Below are 24,414 nucleotides of genomic sequence, written 5' to 3' on the forward strand. Positions count from 1 at the left end.
TTTATTTTTCTGACGATCAAGGATGTCTTTATTTTATTATTATCTCATCAATGAATACAAAAGCCCTTTTGCCTTTCCCTGCATGCCAGCCGGGCATTGAGTTGGTTGGTTTGGCTATTATTTTTACATAACGGGCTTTTATTGTCGGAAACTCGGCATTCACATCTACCGTAATATCTCTAGTATCATTTTCTTCTCTTACCGGATACTGTTTGCTGAATACCTGCTTGTAATCGATTCCATCGTTTGACACAGATATAGTATATTCTGTTACTCCGAAAATCCAAGCACTGATGCCCATGTATGTGCCGACAGTAACTTGCGAAATGTCTGTCGCTGTTTCCAGATCTACGATTGCTTCAAAATCTTTACCTACAAAACCAAGCCATTCTCCGTTTGCATGAGAATTTCCTCCTCTGGTTCCATTAACGAGAGTGACAGGTCCATAGGCAGTATAATTTTTGTGAGGAACCGATACTAACTCTACATTTTTTAATGTAGCTTTATTGAACTCAAATTGATTCGTATATTCTTTGCTCTTATCATTATCTCTGATGGCTACAGCTCTGATTTTTGCCGTCGATTTTATTTCAATAGGTCCGGTGTACTTCATACTATTGACGGACGGTTCACTCCCGTCGAGAGTATAATATACCGGCGCATTGTCGTATGTGAACAATGTTACGACGATGGCTTTTTTGTTTGTGTCGGTTTCTATTTTGGCAGAAATGTCAGTGACATGTGTTGCATAGTTATAACCTGATTTCTTGTATAGCTTCATCAAACCGTCGAGCCGGTGCAGGAATAATTCATAATTCTTCTTTCCGGGCATAGTCCATTGCACTTCGCTCAATGCTGCGATGCGTGGCATAACCATATATTCCACATGGCTGGAAGTCGGTACGTATTCTGTCCAAAGGTTAGCCTGTGTTCCGATAATGTATTTCTGCTCTTCCAATGTAAGTTCTTTTGGTACAGGATCAAAATTATATACCTTTTCGATAGGAACATATCCTCCAATTCCTAATGGCTCGTGGTCTACATCTCTTGTTTGGTAATAATCGAAGTAAAGGTGAGAAGTCGGTACCATAATCACGTCATGATGTTCTTTAGCGGCAGCAATACCTCCTTCTATTCCCCGCCACGACATAACGGTGGCATTTGGAGCCAGCCCGCCTTCCAGTATCTCGTCCCAGCCGATTATCTGGCGGCCTTTGCTGTTCAGGAATTTTTCTATCCGCGAAATAACATAGCTTTGAAGCTTATTTTCTTTTGAATGTTCCGGGTCGTCCGTCAATCCGAGTTCTTTTATCTTTGCCTGACATTTCGGGCATTCTTTCCATCTGTTTTTCGGGCATTCGTCACCTCCCACATGGATATATTCCGACGGGAATAATTCTATCAGTTCCGAAAATACCCCTTCAAGGAACGTATATGTGTCTTCGTTTCCGGCACACAGTACATCGTCGAATACTCCCCATAGCTGCGATACTTTGTACGGGCCTCCCGTGCAACCCAGATCAGGATATGTAGTCAGGGCGGCCAGCATATGTCCGGGAAGATCTATTTCAGGGATAATAGTTATAAATCTTTTCTGCGCGTAGGCTACGATATCTTTTACCTCTTCTTGCGTATAATATCCGCCATATGGTTTTCCGTCATATTCGCCGGTGTTTCTTCCTATAACGGTTTGTTCACGGTATGCCCCGGCTTTTGTCAGTTCGGGATATTTTTTTATTTCTATCCGCCAGCCTTGGTCTTCGGTCAGATGCCAGTGAAAGCGGTTGATATTATGAAGAGCCAGAATGTCGATATACTTTTTGATAAATTCAACCGGGAACATATGGCGTCCTACGTCGAGCATCATACCTCTATAACCAAATCGCGGATAATCTTTTATCTCCACGGCAGGGAAGGCTATCGATGTCCCTTGAATATTGGCAGGGATTGATTTACGCAACGTTTGCACACCGTAGAATATACCTGCTTCGTCTGCCCCGTCGATGACGATCTGTCTGCTATTAACGGTAAGGATATAAGATTCGGGTTTTTCGTCCTTGTTGTCCGATTTCAGGACGATGGCATTTGCATCGGTCTTCTTATCTGTTATTTTAAGATCAAGTCCGGTACCGAATTTTATATACTCAGCCAGAAATCCGGCAGTTTGTTTTTGTACTGCATTTCCTTTGGTGTAAACAATTACAGTTTTACTATCCAGCGTAAAATCTCCACCTGCAATAGTGGATATACTTTGCGGTAACGGCACTACCTGATAGTTAGCCTTTGGTAAGGAAGTAATGGCAAAGCACGAAATAGTCATAAATGATAGAAGAAATAAAATGGTTTTCCGAAATGTTTTCATTTAGATTGTTGTATTTAATATTCAGTGTGTAAAGATAAGATTTTAACTTTTGGATAAGACTATTAAAATTCAAATAGTTTCGAAAAAAAAATATGTATCTTTACAGCGATTATAAAAACTTTAAAATTACATTGATATGGCTTTATTTAAATCAGGAAATCCATCATTAAAAAACGTATTCGAGAAGGTCGGACAAGCTACCGACGCCAGTCAGGCCATGACCGTTAACGGGACTATAGGCAAGACAGGTATATTATTGGCTTTGGTTGCATTCGGAGCTATTGTTACATGGAATATGTTTGGTAGTCTGTCTTATTCCGGTCTTGTCATGCCTCTATTCTGGATAGGTCTTATAGGTGGGCTTGTTACAGCGCTTATTATCACATTCAAAAAAGAACTTGCTCCTTATCTATCTCCTGTTTATGCCATACTTGAAGGTTTTGTGCTGGGAGGAATCTCCGTTATGCTCAATGCCTATTATCCGGGTATTGCTTTGCAGGCAATCATACTGACATTTGCTGTTACTACTATCATGCTTGCTTTATATTATTTTAAGGTGATACGTGCAACGCAAAAGTTCAGGAGTGTTGTTATTATCGCAACAGGGGCTATTGCTATATTTTATTTAGTAAGTTTAATTTTGTCGTTTTTTGGAATTACATCTCCTGCATATGCAGCTACTCCGCTGGGTATAGGTATCAGCGTGTTTGTTGTTATTATTGCCGCTTTGAATTTGATTCTCGATTTCGACTTTATCGAACAGGGTGCAGAATATCAGGCTCCTAAATTTATGGAATGGTACGGTGCTTTCGGGCTGATGGTCACTTTGATCTGGTTGTATATTGAAATATTACGTCTTTTGGCAAAAATTGCTGCAAGTAGCAGGTAATCGGATCTTTCGGCAGAAGGCTAAGGGGGCGAAAAGGCCCGAGCATTGCCATAAAAGCGATGACACGAAAAGTAGCAGTTCTTTATTGGCGTGTAATGGTCAAAGGACTCGATTATGCAGAAAAAGGCATTGTCAAATATGAAGAGCAATTACTGGCCAGTAAAATAAAAACACTGAATAGATTGGCAAGCGAGTTAAATATTGAAATATCTAATAATAAACAAGTTGTAAAAATCTGTCATTGGTAGGGCGATAGCCCGAAGCAATCCAGATGAAATGAATTTCATTTGTCCTGAATAATTTCAGCAGTGTTTGCTATGTACATCAAAAAGAATTATCTTTGTAACAGATATTGATCAGACAAATTTTCATCATTTTTGTTACTTGTCTGTTACTTAACATCTCTGATTTGATATTAAAGCGTTACATATCAGACGGTAACAAACAAACGGGGCTGACTGGCTTTGACAGCGAGATGAAGTGGTTTGTAAGCATGCAGTGCGTAGTCGGCTGGCACTATAATCTCAGACGTCAAAAATTTAACTGGCAATAACAATTACGCTCTTGCTGCTTAATCGAAGTATAGTAGATTTTTAGCTTAATCCTTGCACAGGTGTGAGGACAAGACATCACCCGGAAGCTGTGGCTTCGAAGCGTGCCGATCAGGTGGTGCAGGCAAATCGGAGATAGGATAAAGGAGGCTTCGGCTTTTATCTGAAACTAAAGAGGCTAAGGTTTGAGTTGGTGGCTTCGGTCTTGCTCGTTCACGAAAACCAAAGCGGAGATAAGCATGTAGAAAGCAGATTAGTTCCTTGTTTGGACCGGGGTTCAAGTCCCCGCAGCTCCACTTTTAAGAATCCAAAAGAATCCAAATCCGTATAAACGTCTGATTTATACGGATTTATCTTTTTAAGCAATAATAATCCGATTTCTTAATCAAATTCTTTTTTCAATTGTTCCACCCAATTTTTCACACGCTCGTCAGTCAGCTTCGATTGGTTTTCCGTATCTATTGCCAGCCCCATAAATTTGTCATCCCTACGGGCATGCGAGCTCTCAAAGTTATAACCTTCCACAGAAGTAAAACCAACCACCTTGGCTCCAACCGATTCGAATGTTTCGGCCAGAATACCTACCCCATCGATAAAATTCTCCTTATACTTAACTTGGTCTCCAAGCCCGAAAACAGCAACTTTCTTACCTTCCAGGCTTAAAGATTCCAATTCGGGCTTCACTTCATCCCAATAAGAAGGTAATTCGCCATCGAACCATGTAGATACCCCGACGATGATATTATCATAACTTTCAAATTCTTTTTTAGATGCATCCTCTACCGCGATAACATCAATATTGACGCTGCCGAATGCTTCCCTTATTTTTTTAGCAATAGCGGCTGTCTTGGTCGTATTTGTTCCGTAAAACAATCCTATCTTTTTCATTATTCAGTATTTTTTGATTGTCTAAAACTCTAGTAATTTTTTAGCTGCTTCGTATATTCTATCCTCTCCCGGCAGTACGGCTTTTTCCAATATCGGATTGAAGCCAACAGGGGTAAATGTAGAACCCACACGTTGTACCGGCGCATCCAGATACTGAAACATTTCCGAACCGATGAGAGCGGAAATTTCCGCGCCAAAACCGGAAAATACTTTATCTTCGTGTACAATAAGCGCCTTACTTGTCTTTTTCACCGACTCAAGAATAGCGTCTTTATCCAAAGGAACCAAAGAGCGTAAATCGATCACCTCCACATCCCAGTTTTCTTTGGCCAAACGTTCGGCTGCCGAAAGACTGAACAATGTCGTATTTCCGTATGTGATAAGTGTCAGATCCTTTCCCTGACGACGAATACGGGCTTTTCCGAACGGAACTTCGAAATCGTCGGGAATAGCAGTCGCCGCATCCACGGAGTTGTATAAGGCTTTTGGTTCGAGGAAGACAGTTAAGCCTTTCGAACGTAAGCTTGTGCGCAACAATCCTGCGGCATCGTCTGCAAAAGAAGGATAAACGATTCTGCATCCGGGTAATGTAGATAAAGCAGCTTCAAGATTCTGAGAATGGTACATCCCTCCTCCGATATATCCTCCCGAAGCAAGACGCAATGTTATATTCGGAGAGAATTTGCCATTGCTACGCCAGTAATCATGCGTACATTCTACAAACTGTTCCATAGCAGGCCAGAAATAATCGGCAAACTCGGCCCCTTCGATAACAATCCGTATTTTCGGATCGAAACGGCTCATACCGTTTGCTGTTCCCACTATAAAGTCCTCAGCAATAGGAGCATTGAATACACGTTTTTCGCCAAACTCCTGCTGCATACCTTTCGAAACATTGAAAACTCCTCCTTTATCCTTATTGGCTACATCCTGTCCCCATAAGAAAGTATCGGGATTGTGACGAAATTCTGCTTTAAGTGTTTCATTGATAGCCGTTACCAGATTCTTCTTTTCTCCTTCCTCATTGTGAGTGCCGTCAACATATTTTTGAGGTTGGTACGGTTCCGGTACAACAAAATCGAAAATAGACTTCGGATCGGGATCAGGCGCGGCTAATGCTTTTTTGTTGGCAGCGCTCACCTCTTTCTTCACTTCGGCCTCAATAGCTTGCAATTCTTCTTCGGTAAAACGTTTGTAACGTAAAAGCATCCGGCGGAATTTATGCAGAGGGTCGGCCTCTTTTACGTATTTCAATTCGTTTTCGTCACGATACAATGTATGTTTATCGGAATTGGAATGCGAACCGATGCGCACACAATTGGCATGCACCAATACAGGCGTCTGATTTGCAATCGCGTATTCACGGGCTTCTGTCATCGTATCCATCGATTCAAAGACATCCTTTCCGTTACAATACATTATCCTCAGGTTCTTTATACCCGAATAGTTGTCTACGGCTTTGCGGTTTGCGGTCTGGTCTTTTTTAGGAACAGATATGCCATAACCGTTATCCTGTATTACAAATATTACGGGCAGCCCTTCTTTCGACGCTCCGTTTATTGCTTCAAAGACATAACCTTCCGACATTGCCGATTCGCCATGTGAAGTAATGGCAACACCCTTCTTCTCATAATATTTTATAGCGCGGGCTACTCCCACCGCATGCAAATCGTGATTACCCGTAGCCGAAGAAACATTTTCTATATGCCATTCGGGTTTACCAAAGTGGTTAGACATGTGGCGTCCACCACTTGCAGGATCCGTTGCCTTCGATATACCGTTAAGGATCAGCTCTTCGGCTGTCAGTCCGGCAGAAAGAACAGTAAGCATATCTCTGTAATAAGGGAACATGAAATCTTCGCCTTTGGTAAATACCTGTCCCACGGCAAGCTGTATGCCATCGTGACCTGCATAAGGCGCGTGGTATGACCAGCCGAGAGATTGCAGCAGATAAGCCGGAGCCTTTTCATCGAGGGCACGCCCCAATGTCATCAGGTGATACCACTCTTTCAACGTTTCTTTATCTGTTGTTTTTATACTATATTTTTTCATATCAGTTTTCATATTAGGTTACGCATTCCGGTTTTCGAGATATTCGGCAATGCGGTACAGGAAGTTACCTCCCAACATACCGTCTATCACACGGTGATCGTAAGAGAGTGACAGGTACATCTTGTGCCGGATCGCGATTACGTCTCCTTCCGGAGTTTCTACAACCGCAGCCTTTTTCTCGATGATACCGACACCCAAAATAGCTGCTTCGGGCTGATTGATAATCGGTGTTCCGAACAGGCTCTTGAATGAACCGAAATTGGTAATCGTAAATGTACCGCCTTGAATTTCATCCGGCATCAATTTATTTCTGCGTGCTTTATCTGCCATTGTATTAATAGATCCGGCAAGACCGCTAATACTTAATCTATCGGCATCCTTTATTACAGGAACTATCAGATTACCATCAGGTAGAGACACGGCAACGCCGACATTTATATGCTTCTTTTCGATAATGTTATACCCATCAACCGAAGAATTTACGCGAGGGAAGTCCTTCAATGCTTTTGCAGTGGCTTCAACTATCGCGGGCATATATGTAAGGCTGACACCTTCACGTTTCTTGAACGCATCCTTGTTTTGCTCACGCCAGCGAACAAGCTTGGTCACATCGACTTCGATAACATTGGTTACATGCGGAGATATTTTTTTAGAAGCAACCATCCTGTCGGCAATGATACGACGGATCGGGTCCATTGCGGTAACTTCGTCCCCATCGCTAACTTGTACAGGAAGAGCTTTGGGTACGCTTTCCTGTGGCGCGGAAACAGACGGCGAAGAAGCTTTCGCGGCAGGTTTAGCAGCTGGTGCAGAAGAAGATATACCCTTGTTCTTATTATCTATATACAATTCGATATCGCGCTTGCTCAAACGTCCTTCGTAACCGGTTCCGGGAATAGAATCGAGTTCATTCCGGCTGATTCCGGCTTCTTTTGCTTTCTGTAATACTATCGGAGAATACCATCTGTCGGCTCCCTTAGTTACTTTTTCGTCCGCTACTTTAGCAAGTTCTGCCGGAGCAGCTTTCTCTTCATTCTTAGTTTCAGCTTTAGGAGCAGGCGCAGGCTCTTCTTGTTTTTCAGCTTCACCACTTGCACTGTCTTCGCCGTCCAGATCGACAATGGCAACAACAGTACCTACCGATACGGTATCGCCCTCTTTAAAGTATATTTCGAGTATCTTTCCCGATACCGGAGAGGGAATTTCGGCGCTTACTTTTGCCGTATTTACCTCAAATAAAATGTCATCCTCATTGATGGTATCGCCAACTTTGACCGACCACGAGATTATAGTCCCTTCGGTAATACTTTCGCCCAGCTTGGGCATTTTTATTTCAAATTTCGCCATGATTTATATTATTGTTGTAGTAATTAGTCTTTAAATTATAGATTGCATTGTCAGGTTGGAAGCCTTTAGCCTCTTTCCGTCATAGTTCCATTCGGGGGTTCCGTATTTCTGGTCGACCAAAGTATTTATCTCAGAAATATTCTCTCCGGTAAACTGATAAAAAGTGTTTCCCTGTTCCTCATTCAGAAAGTAAGTCATCGTGTAATCCTTAAAGCGCTTTACATCCAGTTTCGTATTCAGATGTTCAAGTATATTCGTTACCGGACTTTTCACCGATTTGACATAGATCCTGTTGTCTGTTTTATTCTCCAGTTGCTTCGGATCGCTCTCCAATGTAGAAGTAAGGCTATGCAAATCGGAAGAAAAAAGAAGCGTTGCATGATACATCACCCTATCTTTATGAACACATTGCGCGCTACCCGATATTTTCAGCCCATCGATATTGATTGCCAGTCGGGCATCAGCTTCCGCATGGATTCCGAGCGTAGAAAGCAGTAAAATTATCCTTTCGGCATAACGGTCAAAACCTATCCCTTTATTGTTTCCGATAAAAGTCAGATTGAGGTTGCCCAGATCGTGAAATACCGTTCCGCCACCCGACGAACGCCGTGCTACTTTAATATTATTCCTCTGTATAAAATCGAGATTAACCTCAGCCGGCACATTCTGATATTTACCAATGACCACCGACGGCTCGTTTTGGTACAACATGAAAAATTCCTCCGAAAAATTTTTCAGGAGATATTCTTCGGCAGCCAGATTGAACCAGGCATCAGTATATGTATTATTGATACAAAGCATTTTATGTAAGTTTTATTTAAAGATTTAAAGATTGTTGACTGTTGACTGTTCCGGTTTCCAATTGTGCAAATATGCATTGCAAACCAGATATTACGAAAATAAAGTCTCGTGAATGATCTCGCCAACAGTCGGATGCGGGTAGACATGCTTACGAAATTCCTCGACAGTATTACCGTTCTCTATCGCCACCCCGGCCAGAACAATCAATTCCGATGCAGGATTTCCCAACATATGACATCCGATGATACGGTCGTCACTATCCACTATGATTTTGCATAGGCCGTTTGCTGTCTCATTTTCGGCAATAAACCGTCCTGAATACGCCATAGGCAGCTTCAGTACACGAAATAGTTCACCTTTTGCCGTCAACTCTTCTTCGGTCTTCCCTACCCCTGCTATCTCAGGATTGGTGTAAACCACGCTCGGAATAGCATTGTAACTCATCTTATCATCTTCTCCCAAAATGTGACTGACAGCCACTTCTCCCTCACGGATAGCGGTATGAGCCAACAGAGAAAAACCGGTAACATCGCCTGCCGCATATACACGCGGATGGCTTGTCTGCATATATTCATTAACCTTTACACCACTTTTCAGAAGCTCAACATTCAGTGTTTCCAATCCGAAGCCGCTTGTAATAGCTCTACGACCTACGCTGACTAATACTTTCTCTGTTTCAATAGTTTCAGCCTTACCATTTTTTTCAACAACAACGCCTTTCTTCGTTACTTCTGTAACCTTTGTATTCAGATGAAATTTGACACCTCTCTTTGCATAATCGCCGCGGAGCATCGCTGATGTTTCCTTATCCATTACGCTCAGTATTTCGGGCATCATCTCTATAACATTGACATCAACTCCCATACTATTGAAGAAGGAAGCGAATTCGATACCGATAACGCCTCCGCCTATAATAGCAAGTGACTTAGGCAGACAGGCAAATTCCAATGCCTCTTTGGATGTCCAGTAAGCTACTTCCGACAAACCTTTTATCGGAGGGATAACTGTTTCGGAGCCGGTACACAGTAATAAATATTTTACCGAATAAGTTTCACCTCCGCCGGAGATATTGATTCTATCATCTTTCTCGCCAAGTATGGTCGCGGCTTCCTTGACAACGGTAACGCCGTATGCCGACAGTTTGAAACCGACACCTGCGGTTAATTTCTTTACAACTTTATCTTTCCTGTTGATTATTTTCGACACATCGAAAGATGGCTCCTCGCCAACAGTAATTCCGTATTTACTTGCACCTTTTATACTATCCAGTGTCTTAGCCGAATATAAAAGAGTTTTTGTGGGAATACATCCTTCGTTAAGACATACTCCACCAATATATTTTTTCTCGAAAAGGACAGTTTTTAATCCGTTTGACGCAGCTACCTCCGCTGCATTATATCCGGCCGGACCACCACCAATAATTGCTATGTCAAATTCCATGGTTATCACCTGATTGTTTTATTTTATGTTAAAAACGATTATTTTGCTATGTTCACTTTACATAGTAAGGTATAAACAAACAACAAGGCGATAAGTTTTATCGATTTTAACTATTACACTTATAGATAATCGATATGAGGTGAAGCAATACAAATCAACGAGGCATGGATAGATAGCTTTCAGACTTAACAGATTAAGATAATCCTATTTTTTTTCTCAAAAAACAGTTTTAAGTAATTTATGATAATTAATGCAACATTCTCTTTGTCATTGGCTCCGCTTCGCTCTGCCGAACGTTGTTTCTGAGGCACGAAGGATCTTGTTCCTTAAAAGCGGAACTGACAAGAGATGCTTCCTATCGTCAGCATGACAAAAACGAAAATTATGTTGTAATAAATACTTTCCATTACTTAAGACAGATAATACAATGCTAAATTAAATTCATCAAGAATCTAACACAAGGTTTGCATAATAAAAAAAGAGGCTGTGTCAAAAGGTCTTTTGACACAGCCTCTTTTCGCTTTTATATAGAAATTTATTTCAGGTTTAAAGCATTCCTTACCGCAGCTATAGAGGAAGATTTACCGACAGTCGATTTACGTGTAGCATAATCGAACTCAACGGACTTATCTCCACTGAACGATTTCCACTTCAATTTCAACTTCACGGTTTTACCTTCAGTATCAGGAAGGCTGCTTAAATTAAATGCCACCAATCCGTCCACTTCTCTGCCATGAATATCTCCATATGCATTATGACGAAATTCTACTTCATAAGGTTTAGTAGGGTCGGTACTTGCTAATAAATTTACAAAATGAGCTTTATTGGTATTTCCAAATATAGTTCTGAAACGGAGTGTCAGATAACCGTCTTCTGCGATTGTCACCCAATCATTTACAATTTCAACAGGATCTGTCCCATATATTTCGTCATTCTCTGCCCCTAAATCCGGAGCAATCGCTTTTGTAAGAAGGCTATCGATCCAATTGATATGAACAGCTTTACTATACCCTTCGCTAGGCTTATCTACTTCTTTGTAATTAACCAGCGCTCTTACTTCTTTACTCCCAAAAGGAGAAGATGTCATATTTGTAGGCAGTAGAGTCGTTTTATCGTCCAATTGCAGAAAAAATGCATTTCCACTGATTGGCTTCACTGTTACAAGCGCATTTGGGTATCTTAGATCCCAGTCTGTGTCATCGTCATCTAAACAAGATTGAAAGGCCAAGGCGACACATACAACGCTTAAGGTCATTAAAAAAAATCTTAACGTTTTCATAATTCTATTGTAGTTAATTGTTTTAATCTTTTTATGTATAATATAATGATGAACGAGCAACTAAAAAAGCTGCAATAAAAAATTAAAAAATATATTAAATTTTATAAAAATAATGATTGTCTTTCGCTTTTGGCTCGCAATGGTGAAAAGAGAAAATCAATCAGGATATGGAAATTCTTTCCCATTACCATACAGATTTTCAACATTTTCATTGCCGGTTTAAAAATTTACAATAACTTTACAAGCAAAGTTTCAAACATTACGCAATGAGCATGTTCCCGTTCATATCGCCCCTTGTTGCTGCCGTCCCCGTGGAAGCCGCTAACGGTTTGGTTCGCTTGTATTTACAAATGTCAAACTGCTGGAGGGGGGGGTAAACCATTAGTATTCAATCTATTACAAAATAAAATCATATCACAACAAGTTTATGTCTTGTCGCGATTTTTTGTTGCGCCTATACTTTTCAGTATAAAGACGCTCTGAAAAAACTTTTGAATTTGGAAAAGGAATAATTAACCGCTCCGCAAGGGGCAATAAAACGAAAAAAATGAACAGGAAAAAGACAATTCTGATTGCCATTGTAGCAACAGTATCAATGAGTATTGCAGCACAGGTAAAACAAATTACGGTAGAAAAAGGATTACCGGTGACGTTCACTGCTCAAAAAAAATCTTATACCATAGAAAAGTGCGAAATAACCTATGATGTTGATCGCTTTATTTCTATTCAGGTATCTGGAGAAGGATTTGGAATGAGTTCTCTTGACAAGAAAGGACAATTCCCTATTACGTGTTCTTATGCTTCAAAAGGTAAGGAGTACTATTTCAATTTTACTAGAGTAGAAAAGACATCCGTTGTTTTTCTTCTTACTCAAAACGTTTTACCTTATCCTGAAAGTATTACATTTTACCCAAAACGAGGGAAAAAAGTAAAAGTAAAGATAGAGTAAAGATAAAAATGCCAGCGTGCAATGTTCAACATTGATGATAATCTTTTTGAAGCAAGTAAAATTAAATTCGTGATAGATGGCAAAGAAATGTATTACAACATTGTCGGCGGCGAATGGGAGTAATATTAACCGCCCGCAAGGGACACAAAAAATAAGGAAATGAAAAGAATAGTTTTAAAGAAAGTTTTAAGCGAAAAACAGGTTGTTGCACGCAAGCGAGGTAGACAAAAGAAAAATTTTGAACCAAATAATTTATATTATGTCAGATTATAAATGTGAAATTTGCGGAAAGCAGAAAGCAGAAAATTTTCGTTTTGAGTATGGGATAATAACTTCCTATCAAAGAACACAAACAGGAACGACAACGAAAGGAGTATTTAATGATCCTTACAATGTTTATCAAACTCAAACAACGTATAAAATTTTTGGTGAGAATACAGTTCATTTGTGCCTTAATTGCATAAATGAAAGAGTAAGGGTTTATAAAACAATTAATTATATACCAATTGGAATTGGACTTTTACTGTTTTTGCTTTTTGGTGGATTGAGTTTTAAAGAAATTATGCAAGGAAGAGAAGAGGCAATTTCCGTACTGTTTGGAATTCTTATATTTACAATACCTGCATATTTTATAACAAGATACTGTTTGATAAGACACTACAGTAAAAGGCTGAATATAAACCGAAAAGAAATCAAGGAAGCGATAAAATTAGGACTTGAATTTTTAAATAAAAGATGGAGAGACAAAGCAGAAACGGTATGTTATTACCAATATCAAAAAATTAAACCTTTAGAAAATATATTCAAGGAGTCTGGACAACTGAAAGTGCAAGGAAAAGACCAAGAATTAATAGTCATCCCTGCAAGTGCGTATGATGATACTAAAGACCCTGATTTTATAAAGATATTTAGAATATAAAGCAAAAAGTTGATAAATGATAGTATTAACCGCCCCGCAAGGGGCATAAAAATTACAGGAGGCAAATAAAATGACCAAATTTAATCTTATTATGGGTATTCTCGGCGAAATTACCGCTATACTTCTCGGTATTATGTTGCTGGCATGGACAAACAGTACCGGATTAGGCTTAGTATTCCTTGTATCGGGCATTATCTTGCTTGTGGTAAACATTATGAAACTGCAAACGCACAATGAAGAACTATCGGATAAGGAAGCACAAATGAATTTTATTCAGAATAGGGATTCTGTTCCCGAATTAAAAGAGCCTGTGACTGTTTCGGTTAAAATAAGCGATTCGTTACGGGAGGAAAAATACAACATCTTTTCAGACGGCGTTAAAAAGGGAAAGATTGTGTATGGTGAGGTTCTGAAATTTGATGTAACAAAAGAGAAAAGCCTGATTGAAGCGGGTATTGGCGATACGCCTTTCCCCACCACTCACGGATACCTCTTTGATGCGTCATCCAATACGGAAAATGTCGCATTGGAAGTAGCATCAAAAAATTGTGCTATAGTGCTGAAAAGAATATTTTAATATTAACCACCCCGTAAGGCAGGGCTGTTAAGTTCTGAATTATTATATCCTCTTTGAGTCATGTTGAATTGAAAATCGGCGGAGCCAACAGGAGTGAAGGATCTCCTTAATCGAAGGAGATCCTTCGTTCCACTCAGGATGACAGCAGAATATAGCAGGGTAAAATGGAGAACTTAACAGCCCTGCCCGAAGGGGGTTCTGTTCTCCACCTATGGGGGAGTTAGAGGGGGCTGTTGACGAATGTAGGTGGCTTATTTATATGATTCCCTTTATCCGTTTACTTTCTTCATTGTAGCGATAGAATCGAGAACTTTACAAGAGAATCCCCACTCATTGTCGTACCACGCTACTACTTTCACAAAAGTAGGGCTTAATTGTATCCCTGCTTTCTCGTCAAAAATGGCAGTGTTCGGATTTCCGATCATATCAGAAGAAACCACCTCATCGGCTGTATATGCCAGATAACCTTTCAATTCGCCTTCCGAGGCTTCTTTCATCGCCTTGCATATTTCAGCATAGGTAGTTTCATGCGACAAACGGGCTGTAAGGTCTACAACCGAAACATCAAGGGTAGGAACGCGGAAAGACATACCGGTAAGTTTCCCGTTCAATTCCGGAATAACCTTACCCACTGCCTTGGCAGCGCCTGTAGTCGAAGGGATAATATTGCCCGCAGCAGCACGACCTCCCCGCCAGTCTTTCATCGATGGGCCGTCCACTGTTTTTTGAGTAGCAGTGGTGGAATGTATGGTACTCATCAAAGCCTCTTCGATACCGAATTTATCGTTCAATACTTTTGCTATCAATGCCAGACAGTTGGTTGTACAGGAAGCATTCGATATTATTTGAGTCCCCTTTACGTATTTATCGTTGTTCACACCCGGAACAAACATCGGGGTATCATCCTTAGCCGGTCCCGATAGAACCACATATTCAGCTCCGGCGGCAATATGTCCCTGAGCCTTTTCTTTTGTCAGGAACAACCCTGTGGATTCTACTATATATTCGGCTTCTACCTCGTTCCATTTCAGATTGGCGGGATCTTTTTCCGCTGTAACACGCACCTCATTGCCATTTACAATCAGATTTCCGCCTTTTGTTTCAATAGTTCCGTCAAATTGTCCGTGAATACTATCGTACCGAAGCATATAAGCAATGTATTCAACATCGATCAAATCGTTGATCCCAACTACCTGTATATCGTTCCTGTTTTGAGCAGCACGAAATACTAAACGACCGATACGTCCAAAACCGTTAATACCTACCTTAATTGCTTTCATAATAAATTGGTTTTTAAGTAATAAAACTTCTTGTTCTTTTTTGTATTACAAAGATATATTAATTATTGTTGTCCGAAATGACAAAAAATATACAATTTCTGCCAAAACAGAATATTTATCGGCAAATAATATTTAATTTTAAGGACTAAAATAATTTCGTCATTGTGAGCCTGCCCCCCTGGCGCCGGTTTTATCTATAGATATAGTGATAATTTGAGAATTAGCGAATTTGAAACAACGTTCAACGGAACGAAGTGTAGTTAAAATTAGCAAATTGGCAAATGGCGCGAAGCGACAGTAACAGTCAACAGTTATCAGTCAACAGTCAACAGTCAACAATGGCGCGAAGCGACAAAGGCTATAAGCTAACGGCTAACAGCTAATGGCTAATGGCTAATTGAGTGTGGAGTTTGTTACTTTTTAGTTAAAAAGATACGAGTAGACGAGATACGAGGTACAAGTTGTTGACTGCTGACTGTCGCACGTCATTGCGAGGGTTTACCCGAAGCAATCCATTAATAATCAATACTCTGGATTGCTTCACTCCTGTTGGCTCCGCCGATTTTTCAAATTCGCAATGACGAAAAGGTCGACTGTTTACTGACTACTAACTACTAACTACTGTTTACTGTAGAAGTTTGTTACTTTTTAGTTAAAACGAAAAGCAGGAGTTAAAAGTGCTGAGTGCTGACTACTGACTACTGACTACTGACTACTGACTACTGACTACTGACTACTGACTACTGTTTACTGTAGAAGTTTGTTACATTTTAGTTAATTGTAGGGGTGAACCCTACCAATGACAGATTTTTATATACTGTTGATAATGAGTGAAATGAAAATATATTCAACATATCAAAAATATAGCGATTTAGCATTCTGTCATATACACATTGTGCCCAAAAAATTGGGTTCCGACTCGCAATGACGAAAGGAAATAAACAATTAAGAACAAAGATTATGAATAAACCATTAAAGACAAAACATATTGTACTGCTTGTTCCGCCCAATTCAACATTGTTGACCACAGCTGGGCCTTTGGAAGTATTTGCTAAAGCAATGGATATGTTTGATTTGGTACAGCACAGTGTTGATTTCAAATATCAGGTACACGTAGTGTCGATGGGAAAGGAAAAACAGATAAATACATCTTCCGGCCTGCCAATATTGAGTGAGGGGTGTTATACCGAAATTGATTATCCGGTAGATACGCTAATGATAACAGGACTAGCCCGCTATCTTGATTCCGGCCTGAGAAATGAGATGCTGGAGTGGCTGAAAGAACAATCGGGAGCAATCCGCCGGATATGCTCGGTATGTTCCGGCGCATTTATTCTGGCAGAAGCCGGACTTCTGGATGGAAAGAAAGCAACTGCCCACTGGTCGAAAAATGAAGAACTGGCTCTGATGTATCCTGCTATAGATGTACAAATAGCCCGTATTTTCATTAAAGACGGGAAGATTTATACTGCCGCCGGAATAACCTCAGGAATGGATTTGGCCCTGGCGTTGATAGAAGAAGATTTGGAACAATCTTTTGCCTTGCAGGTCGCACGTTGGTTAGTTTTGTATCTGAAACGTCCCGGAAATCAATCGCAGTTCAGTACATATCTGGATTGTAAGAGAATAGGCAATCCCATTATCCGGAAAGTTTGCGAATGGATATTGGAACATCTCAGGGAAGACCTCTCGGTAGAACGGCTTGCCGAATATGCAGCCATGAGTCCCCGCAACTTTGCACGTGTTTTTGTTCGCGAGCTACGTGTTACTCCGGCAAAATTCATTAATAAGCTGAGAGTGGAAAATGCCAGTCAGCATCTGATAGAAACCCAACTGTCTGTGGATGAAATAGCCGATTATTGCGGACTAAAAACCGGGGAAAACCTGCGCCGTCAATTCCTCAGCCTGCTCGAAGTTACCCCTGCCCAATACAGGAAGAGTTTTCAGTCCTCGCTGTGTGATGTTGAGGTACAATATGTATAGTAGGGGAGGCGAGCGTGGAAGCTGGATTGCTTCACTACATTCGCAATGACGAAAGGACTAAACGATGAACGTCATTGGTAGGGCTTGCTCGAAGCAATCCAGAGAAAGAAGTAGATTTTCCAAGCATTTCATTAAAACAGAAAAGACCGAATCTTTCAATCCAGCCTTTTCTATTATTATGAATGCAGCGACTACATTTCAAGGTCTATATCAAACAGTTCGTGCCAAGGCAATCCCTGTTTGTTTAATTCTTCCATAAACGGATCGGGATTAAACTCCTCAACATTGAATACTCCCGGTTGACGCCACAAGCCTTTCATAAACATAATAGCGCCGATAGTAGCGGGAACACCTGTTGTATAGCTCACTCCCTGCGCTCCTGTTTCTTTATAAGCGGCTTCATGCGAACAGTTATTGTACACATAGTATGTACGTTCTTTGCCATCCTTTATGCCTTTGATACGGCACCCTATCGATGTTTCGCCGGTATAGTTTTCTCCGAGCTCGCCCGGATCAGGCAATACGGCTTTGAGGAATTGGATAGGAACGATTTCGACTCCATTGTAAATAATAGGATCGATACGGGACATTCCTATATTTTGTATCACTCGCAAGTGAGTCAGGTACTCCTGTCCGAAAGTCATCCAGAAACGGGCGCGCTTCAATGCCGGGTAATTCTTCACCAGCGACTCCAGCTCCTCGTGATAAATCACATACGATTCTTTCGCCCCCACATTCGGATAGTTGAGAGGCTTGTGTATCGCATGCGGCTCTGTTTCCACCCACTCGCCGTTTTCCCAGTATTTTCCTTTCTGAGTAACCTCACGGATATTTATTTCGGGGTTGAAGTTCGTAGCAAATGCTTTTCCGTGATCCCCTGCATTACAATCCACAATATCCAGATAGTGCATTTCATCGAAATGATGCTTCGCAGCATAGGCTGTAAACACACTCGTTACACCCGGATCGAACCCGCAACCAAGAATAGCTGTCAGTCCTGCTTCTTTAAATCTGTCCTGATATGCCCACTGCCAGCTATATTCGTATTTGGCTTCTTCTTTCGGCTCATAGTTCGCTGTATCCAGATAGTTTACTCCGCAAGCCAGACAAGCGTCCATGATGGTCAGGTCTTGATAAGGCAAAGCTACATTGATAACCAGATCGGGCTTGAACGAATTGAAAAGTTTCTTCAGGTCTTCCACATTATCTGCATCCACCTGCGCTGTTTGTATTTTGTTTCCACCTATCGCTTTAGCAATGGCATCGCATTTCGATTTGGTACGGCTGGCAAGCATTATTCCGGTAAACACATCCATGTTTTGTGCCACTTTGTGAGCCACAACTGTGCCTACTCCACCAGCTCCGATGATTAAGACTTTTCCCATTTTATTATCTTCTGATTTAGTAAAGTAAAAAATTTTATGAAACAAAAATACGATTAAAATATGACAAAGAATAATCCTGATATTTTTTTAATTGTAAACAATTATACTGCCCGCCCAACAATAAAATAAACAATATGAAAAAATAAACGTTGTTTATATGTCATAATAATCAAATAATATTTATTTATTTGCATTTAGAATTTAAAGAGATATTATGAAAAGCATTTTGTTGAGAAAAAAGCATATAGGAGATACTTTAGCAAGAAGCAACGAAAAGGACGGACTAAAAAGAACCCTCGGCACGGGAAACCTTGTTGCGTTGGGTATTGGAGCCATTATCGGCACCGGAATATTTGTCCTTACAGGCACGGCGGCAGCCAATTACGCAGGTCCTGCGCTTACTATTTCGTTTGCCATATCTGCATTAGGTTGCCTGTTTGCAGGATTGTGTTACGCCGAATTTGCATCCATGATCCCCGTCGCGGGAAGCGCCTATGCTTATAGCTACTCCACTCTGGGAGAATTTATAGCATGGTTTATCGGATGGGATCTTATACTTGAATATCTGTTTGCCGCAGGAACTGTTGCCGTAGGATGGTCGGGATATGTTGTCAGCCTGTTCGACAGTATCGGCTTACACATACCTACTTCGATAGCCCTTTCTCCTATCGGCTATACGGTTCAGGAAGGCTTCTATCTCACAGGCAGTGTTCTCAATTTTCCTGCAATGTTTATCGTTGCTCTCATGTCTGTCCTGCTAATTTTAGGAATAAAACAATCTGCCACACTCAACAATCTGATTGTGATCATCAAAGTTGTCGTTATTTTATTATTCATCGGTTTTGGTATAGCTTACGTGTCAACAGACAATTGGGCGCCATACATTCCGGCTGAAACCAGTCCCGGACATTTCGGCTGGTCTGGCATACTACGAGGTGCAGGAGTCATATTCTTCGCATATATAGGTTTCGATGCAGTATCGACTGCCGCGCAGGAAGCCAAAAACCCACAAAAAGATATGCCCAAAGGCATCCTATATTCTTTACTTATCTGTACGGTGCTGTATGTAGCTGTAACAGCCGTACTGACAGGAATAGTTCATTATTCGGAGCTGGATCACCCCGCACCAATCGCTTATGCGATCGACAAAGTAGGAGGAAGCCTGCTATGGCTGTCTCCACTCATCAAAATAGGCGCAATTGCAGGATTAAGCTCGGTGGTACTGGTTATGATGCTGGGGCAGTCGCGCATATTCTACTCTATGTCGAAAGACGGTTTGCTACCCCATTTCTTTTCGGGTGTCCACAAACGATACGGAACCCCATACAAATCGACCATATTAACAGGTTTTGCGTCAGCTCTCATTGCAGGGATATTACCTATCAACATATTAGGAGAATTGGTATCGATAGGTACATTGATGGCCTTTGTCATAGTTTGTATCTCTATTATTGTGCTCCGCAGAACAAACCCCGGTATCAATCGCCCTTTCAGGACGCCGTTAGTGCCGTTAGTACCTATTCTTGGCGCCGGGATTTGTTTAATTCAAATGCTATATCTCCCCTGGGACACATGGTTACGCCTGATAGTCTGGATGTTTATAGGTTTTATTATCTATTTCACTTACGGTATCAAACACAGCAAGCTGAATAATAAACCCCTATAAAGGCTCTTGTATGTTAATTTAAATTTAACCTTTCGATACAATGAGGTTAATTAACGTTTAAATAAGATAAGCGTACTTATTTTTTTCTTTCACAAAAATACGATAAATATTAATATTGTTTATATTTGTCGGGACATTTATAGAAAAGTCTGGTGCCATTACATAATTGAGAAGAACCGCGATTTTCACAGGTTAGCAAAAATTTACTATTCTTAGGATTTTTACTTTCAATGAACTACCTCTGTGATTCCATAATATTACGTAATGCATCTTATTAAGATTGAAAAGTAATAAAAAAACTAATATAAACAAGAAGCTTATGTCACAAATAGTTGGGCATGTGTCTCAAATTATCGGACCTGTAGTAGACGTATTTTTCGACACCGGCAATCCGGCGCTGGATCTTCCAAAGATTAACGATGCCCTTGAAGTTAAAAGACCCGATGGTCGCTCTTTGATTCTTGAAGTAAAACAACACATAGGCGAAGATACCGTGCGTACTGTCGCTATGGACAGTACAGACGGCTTAAGTCGCGGCTTGCAGGCTACACCTCTCGGCTCACCTATCAGAATGCCTATTGGCGAACAAGTGAAAGGACGCCTGATGAATGTGGTAGGAGATACTATCGATGGTATGAAACCGATAGAAAAAGCCGGCGGCAACCCTATCCACCGCGAGCCCCCTAAATTTGAGGAACTGCAAACGACCCGCGAAATACTCTTTACAGGTATTAAGGTTGTAGACTTGCTTGCTCCGTACACAAAAGGTGGTAAGGTAGGTCTGTTCGGTGGCGCCGGAGTAGGCAAAACCGTACTCATCATGGAGCTTATCAACAATATAGCTAAAAAACATAACGGCTATTCCGTGTTTGCCGGAGTAGGAGAACGTACCCGTGAAGGGAACGACCTGTTGCGCGAAATGATAGAATCGAAAGTCATACGTTACGGAGAAGAGTTCGAAAAAAGCATGGAAGAAGGACATTGGGACTTGTCGAAAGTTGACGGAGAAGAACTGAAGAAATCCCAGATTTCGCTGGTGTTCGGACAGATGAACGAACCTCCGGGCGCACGTGCCGACGTGGCTTTGTCGGGATTGACCATCGCCGAATCGTTCCGCGACTCGAAAGAAGAAGGGCCGAAAGATATATTATTCTTTATCGACAATATATTCCGTTTTACACAAGCCGGCTCTGAGGTTTCCGCCCTGTTGGGACGTATGCCTTCGGCAGTAGGTTACCAGCCTACGTTAGCCACTGAGATGGGCGCCATGCAAGAGCGTATTACTTCTACCAAGAACGGTTCCATTACATCGGTACAAGCCGTATACGTACCTGCCGATGACTTGACCGACCCTGCTCCTGCGACTACATTCTCCCATCTGGACGCGACTACCGTGCTCGACCGTAAGATTACCGAAATGGGTATCTACCCCGCTGTAGATCCGCTAGGTTCATCATCCCGCAGCCTCGACCCTACTGTTGTAGGACAAGAGCACTATGATACGGCTCAACGTGTGAAACAAATACTTCAGCGCAACAAGGAATTACAGGATATTATTGCTATACTGGGAATGGAAGAACTATCGGACGAAGATAAGAAAACGGTAAACCGCGCAAGACGTATACAACGTTTCTTGTCGCAGCCATTCAACGTTGCCGAGCAGTTTACCGGCGTACCGGGTGTGATTGTGGACATACAGGATACAATAAAAGGATTCCAAAGAATACTGGACGGAGAAGTAGATTATTTGCCTGAACAGGCTTTCCTTAACGTAGGTACTATTGAAGATGCCATCGTTAAAGGAGAGAAAATTATGGCTCAGGCTGCTGAATAACAATTTGAGAATGTGCCAATGTGCCAAACAACGTTCGCCGAAGCGAAGGCGAGGCAATTTGAAAATGAAATGCTTTGTCATCCTGAGTGAAACGATGGATCTAAAAAGTAACTGACTAATGAAAGAATTACAGCTAAATATAATTTCTGCCGAAAAAAAGATATTTTCGGGCGCGGTTTCATCCGTAATCATTCCGGGAATATCGGGCAAATTCGGCGTTTATCCCGACCATGCTCCATTAATTTCACCACTGAAAGAGGGTGTCATAGTATATACCGTGAATGATAAAGAAGAGTCGGTAGATGTAAACGGAGGTATTGCCGAAGTGATGCAGAATGTAGTAACTATTTGTGTCGCCTGAATTTATGAACTCATACAGAACCAGATTAATATTAGCTTTAACGGGTTACGGACTATTGGCCGGAGCAGCAGTAGCATGTATTATACATTACTTCTTTCCGGGCTTTAGCTGGAACTGGTTTATGGCTATTTTTATATTTTTCCTCGTACTGGAATCATTTATATTAAGCCTGGCAGTAAACAACAGTCAGAAAAAAGACAGCAAGAAACTGGTAAACATATATATGCTGGCAAAGGTTGTAAAGATAGTTTTATCGCTGGCTTTCATCCTCGCCTATTTCATCATAGAAAAGACTGACAACCTGAAAACATTTGCCATTACCTTTATTGGATTCTACTTGTTGTTTTTATTCGCAGAAACATATTTGCTTACTACAATAGAGAAGCGCATTAAAAAAGAGAGTAATAATGAGTAACAACCGTATTAAATATATCGCGCTGCTATGCCTGCTCCTTGTTGGATTCTCATTTCCGGCAAGTGCCGAAGAGCATGGTAAAGCAGCAGAGACGGAAGAAAAGGTCGATATTGCCAAAATGATCATGGATCACTTGCTCGATTCATATGAATGGCATATTGCCACAGTTGGTGAAACACATATTTCGATTCCGTTGCCTGTCATCGTCTATAGCCAAACCAGTGGATTGAACGTCTTCATGTCATCGAAATTCCATCATGGACATGAAACTTACAACGGGTTTCAAATAGCAACAGAGGGCGATTATAAAGGGAAAATAGTAGAAAAGAATGCTATGGGAGAAGATGTCCGCCCTTGGGATTTTTCTGTCACAAAGAATACCCTGTCGCTGATATTCAGTTGTATCATACTGGTTATTATCGTATTATCAGTAGCAGGCTGGTACAAAAGAAACAACAAAGACGAACAACACAAAGCGCCGAAAGGCTTTGTCGGATTTATGGAAATGTTCATCATGAGCGTTGTAGATGACGTTATCAAACCGTGTATCGGTAAGAACTACCGTAAATTTACGCCATACCTGCTTACAGCATTCTTTTTCATTTTCATCAACAACCTTATGGGACTGGTCCCTATTTTCCCGGGAGGCGCCAATGTGACAGGTAACATTGCCATTACGTTTGTTCTGGCGATGTTTACACTCTTTGCAGTAAACCTGTTCGGTACAAAAGAGTATTGGAAAGAGATATTCAACCCGCATACACCGGGATGGCTCAAACCATTGATGATACCGATAGAGATACTCAGTGTCTTCACCAAACCTTTTGCATTGATGATCCGTCTTTTCGCCAACATTCTGGCAGGACATTCCATCGTGCTTGGGCTTATGGGGCTGATATTCGCAACAGCCACGCTGGGTACTATAATGTTTTCATCCATGACTTTCGTTTCGGTGATGATGACAATATTTATGGATGTGCTCGAATTGCTGGTAGCCTATATTCAGGCTTACGTGTTCACCATGATGTCAGCCGTGTTTATCGGCCTGGCTCAAGCTGAACCGCACCACGCAAAACAGTGAACAGTGAGCAGTCAACAGTGAACAATCTTTGAATCTTTGAATCTTTAAATCTTGAAATATAACAAATTAATTAAATAACTTAAAAAAAGAAGATTATGTTAACAACTTTAGCAGTTTTATTGCAAGCAGTAGCCGGAACAGGTCTGGCTCAACTAGGTGCTGCACTTGGTGCAGGTTTGGCAGCAATCGGCGCCGGTATCGGTATCGGCAAAATCGGCGGTTCGGCTATGGAAGGTATTGCCCGTCAGCCAGAAGCCAGCGGCGATATCCGTATGTCGATGATTATTGCTGCTGCCCTTATCGAGGGTGTAGCCCTGTTTGCAGTTGTAGTATGTTTGCTTATTATCTTGTAATA

21 protein-coding genes and 1 other RNA gene are annotated in these 24,414 nt (G+C 41.2%); 13 read left to right on the plus strand and 9 right to left on the minus strand.

The window, feature by feature from the left end; genetic code table 11:
- Window positions 1–28: 28 nt before the first annotated feature.
- On the minus strand, window positions 29–2,362 hold the full coding sequence (locus tag ACYPZI_RS08010) for a glycoside hydrolase family 20 protein (RefSeq protein WP_459600381.1): 2,334 nt from the start codon (window positions 2,360–2,362) through the stop codon (window positions 29–31).
- Between the two features lie 136 nt (window positions 2,363–2,498).
- On the opposite strand from ACYPZI_RS08010, the gene ACYPZI_RS08015 reads away from it, so the two are divergent.
- From ACYPZI_RS08015 to ssrA, 3 genes are all read left to right on the plus strand, one after another.
- Window positions 2,499–3,251 (plus strand): Bax inhibitor-1/YccA family protein, encoded by a 753-nt coding sequence (locus ACYPZI_RS08015; RefSeq protein ID WP_459600383.1) that lies wholly within the window; start codon window positions 2,499–2,501, stop codon window positions 3,249–3,251.
- Between the two features lie 59 nt (window positions 3,252–3,310).
- Window positions 3,311–3,499 carry a hypothetical protein gene (locus ACYPZI_RS08020; protein WP_459600385.1) on the plus strand — a complete coding sequence of 63 codons (189 nt, stop codon included), beginning with the start codon at window positions 3,311–3,313 and terminating at the stop codon, window positions 3,497–3,499.
- A gap of 202 nt (window positions 3,500–3,701) precedes the next feature.
- Window positions 3,702–4,101, plus strand: a transfer-messenger RNA (tmRNA) gene (gene ssrA / locus ACYPZI_RS08025).
- An 82-nt stretch (window positions 4,102–4,183) separates the two neighbouring features.
- Here the strand turns inward: ssrA and ACYPZI_RS08030 are convergent.
- The 6 genes from ACYPZI_RS08030 to ACYPZI_RS08055 form a co-directional block, all read right to left on the minus strand.
- On the minus strand, window positions 4,184–4,690 hold the full coding sequence (locus tag ACYPZI_RS08030) for a flavodoxin (protein WP_459600387.1): 507 nt from the start codon (window positions 4,688–4,690) through the stop codon (window positions 4,184–4,186).
- 21 nt (window positions 4,691–4,711) lie between these two features.
- Window positions 4,712–6,742 (minus strand): alpha-ketoacid dehydrogenase subunit alpha/beta, encoded by a 2,031-nt coding sequence (locus ACYPZI_RS08035; protein WP_459600389.1) that lies wholly within the window; start codon window positions 6,740–6,742, stop codon window positions 4,712–4,714.
- A gap of 18 nt (window positions 6,743–6,760) precedes the next feature.
- Window positions 6,761–8,089: a dihydrolipoamide acetyltransferase family protein gene (locus ACYPZI_RS08040; protein ID WP_459600391.1), complete on the minus strand. Its 1,329-nt coding sequence runs from the start codon at window positions 8,087–8,089 to the stop codon at window positions 6,761–6,763.
- A 30-nt stretch (window positions 8,090–8,119) separates the two neighbouring features.
- Window positions 8,120–8,890 (minus strand): lipoate--protein ligase family protein, encoded by a 771-nt coding sequence (locus ACYPZI_RS08045; RefSeq protein WP_459600393.1) that lies wholly within the window; start codon window positions 8,888–8,890, stop codon window positions 8,120–8,122.
- Between the two features lie 90 nt (window positions 8,891–8,980).
- Window positions 8,981–10,330 carry a dihydrolipoyl dehydrogenase gene (lpdA, locus tag ACYPZI_RS08050; protein WP_459600395.1) on the minus strand — a complete coding sequence of 450 codons (1,350 nt, stop codon included), beginning with the start codon at window positions 10,328–10,330 and terminating at the stop codon, window positions 8,981–8,983.
- A 535-nt stretch (window positions 10,331–10,865) separates the two neighbouring features.
- The gene (locus ACYPZI_RS08055) at window positions 10,866–11,609 is read right to left on the minus strand and encodes a NigD-like protein (protein ID WP_459600397.1); all 744 of its coding nucleotides are present in this window, start codon (window positions 11,607–11,609) and stop codon (window positions 10,866–10,868) included.
- 547 nt (window positions 11,610–12,156) lie between these two features.
- On the opposite strand from ACYPZI_RS08055, the gene ACYPZI_RS08060 reads away from it, so the two are divergent.
- From ACYPZI_RS08060 to ACYPZI_RS08070, 3 genes are all read left to right on the plus strand, one after another.
- A complete protein-coding gene (locus ACYPZI_RS08060) occupies window positions 12,157–12,558 on the plus strand; it encodes a hypothetical protein (RefSeq protein WP_459600399.1) in 402 nt (133 codons plus the stop codon).
- A 259-nt stretch (window positions 12,559–12,817) separates the two neighbouring features.
- A complete protein-coding gene (locus tag ACYPZI_RS08065; RefSeq protein ID WP_459600400.1) occupies window positions 12,818–13,477 on the plus strand; it encodes a hypothetical protein in 660 nt (219 codons plus the stop codon).
- Window positions 13,478–13,547: 70 nt separating this feature from the next.
- On the plus strand, window positions 13,548–14,054 hold the full coding sequence (locus ACYPZI_RS08070; RefSeq protein ID WP_459600402.1) for a hypothetical protein: 507 nt from the start codon (window positions 13,548–13,550) through the stop codon (window positions 14,052–14,054).
- 269 nt (window positions 14,055–14,323) lie between these two features.
- On the opposite strand, the gene gap is transcribed toward ACYPZI_RS08070, so the two are convergent.
- Window positions 14,324–15,334, minus strand: coding sequence for a type I glyceraldehyde-3-phosphate dehydrogenase (gene gap, locus ACYPZI_RS08075; RefSeq protein WP_459600404.1), 1,011 nt, complete (start codon window positions 15,332–15,334; stop codon window positions 14,324–14,326).
- A 960-nt stretch (window positions 15,335–16,294) separates the two neighbouring features.
- Between gap and ACYPZI_RS08080 the strand changes: the two genes are divergently transcribed.
- The gene (locus ACYPZI_RS08080; protein WP_459600406.1) at window positions 16,295–17,317 is read left to right on the plus strand and encodes a GlxA family transcriptional regulator; all 1,023 of its coding nucleotides are present in this window, start codon (window positions 16,295–16,297) and stop codon (window positions 17,315–17,317) included.
- A gap of 191 nt (window positions 17,318–17,508) precedes the next feature.
- Here the strand turns inward: ACYPZI_RS08080 and ACYPZI_RS08085 are convergent, their stop codons facing one another.
- Complete coding sequence (locus tag ACYPZI_RS08085) at window positions 17,509–18,702, minus strand: saccharopine dehydrogenase family protein (protein ID WP_459600407.1); 1,194 nt, start codon at window positions 18,700–18,702, stop codon at window positions 17,509–17,511.
- A 214-nt stretch (window positions 18,703–18,916) separates the two neighbouring features.
- On the opposite strand from ACYPZI_RS08085, the gene ACYPZI_RS08090 reads away from it, so the two are divergent.
- From ACYPZI_RS08090 to atpE, 6 genes are all read left to right on the plus strand, one after another.
- Window positions 18,917–20,368 (plus strand): amino acid permease, encoded by a 1,452-nt coding sequence (locus tag ACYPZI_RS08090; protein ID WP_459600409.1) that lies wholly within the window; start codon window positions 18,917–18,919, stop codon window positions 20,366–20,368.
- A 319-nt stretch (window positions 20,369–20,687) separates the two neighbouring features.
- The gene (gene atpD / locus ACYPZI_RS08095; RefSeq protein ID WP_459600411.1) at window positions 20,688–22,202 is read left to right on the plus strand and encodes a F0F1 ATP synthase subunit beta; all 1,515 of its coding nucleotides are present in this window, start codon (window positions 20,688–20,690) and stop codon (window positions 22,200–22,202) included.
- A 118-nt stretch (window positions 22,203–22,320) separates the two neighbouring features.
- Complete coding sequence (gene atpC, locus ACYPZI_RS08100) at window positions 22,321–22,563, plus strand: ATP synthase F1 subunit epsilon (protein ID WP_459600413.1); 243 nt, start codon at window positions 22,321–22,323, stop codon at window positions 22,561–22,563.
- A 4-nt stretch (window positions 22,564–22,567) separates the two neighbouring features.
- Window positions 22,568–22,978, plus strand: coding sequence for a hypothetical protein (locus ACYPZI_RS08105; protein ID WP_459600414.1), 411 nt, complete (start codon window positions 22,568–22,570; stop codon window positions 22,976–22,978).
- Window positions 22,971–24,059: a F0F1 ATP synthase subunit A gene (atpB, locus tag ACYPZI_RS08110; protein WP_459600416.1), complete on the plus strand. Its 1,089-nt coding sequence runs from the start codon at window positions 22,971–22,973 to the stop codon at window positions 24,057–24,059. The genes ACYPZI_RS08105 and atpB overlap by 8 nt, the downstream gene beginning before the upstream one ends.
- 95 nt (window positions 24,060–24,154) lie before the next feature.
- A complete protein-coding gene (gene atpE, locus ACYPZI_RS08115; RefSeq protein ID WP_459600418.1) occupies window positions 24,155–24,412 on the plus strand; it encodes an ATP synthase F0 subunit C in 258 nt (85 codons plus the stop codon).
- The last annotated feature ends 2 nt before the right edge of the window (window positions 24,413–24,414 follow it).

It is taken from the genome of Dysgonomonas reticulitermitis (genome assembly GCF_054601275.1).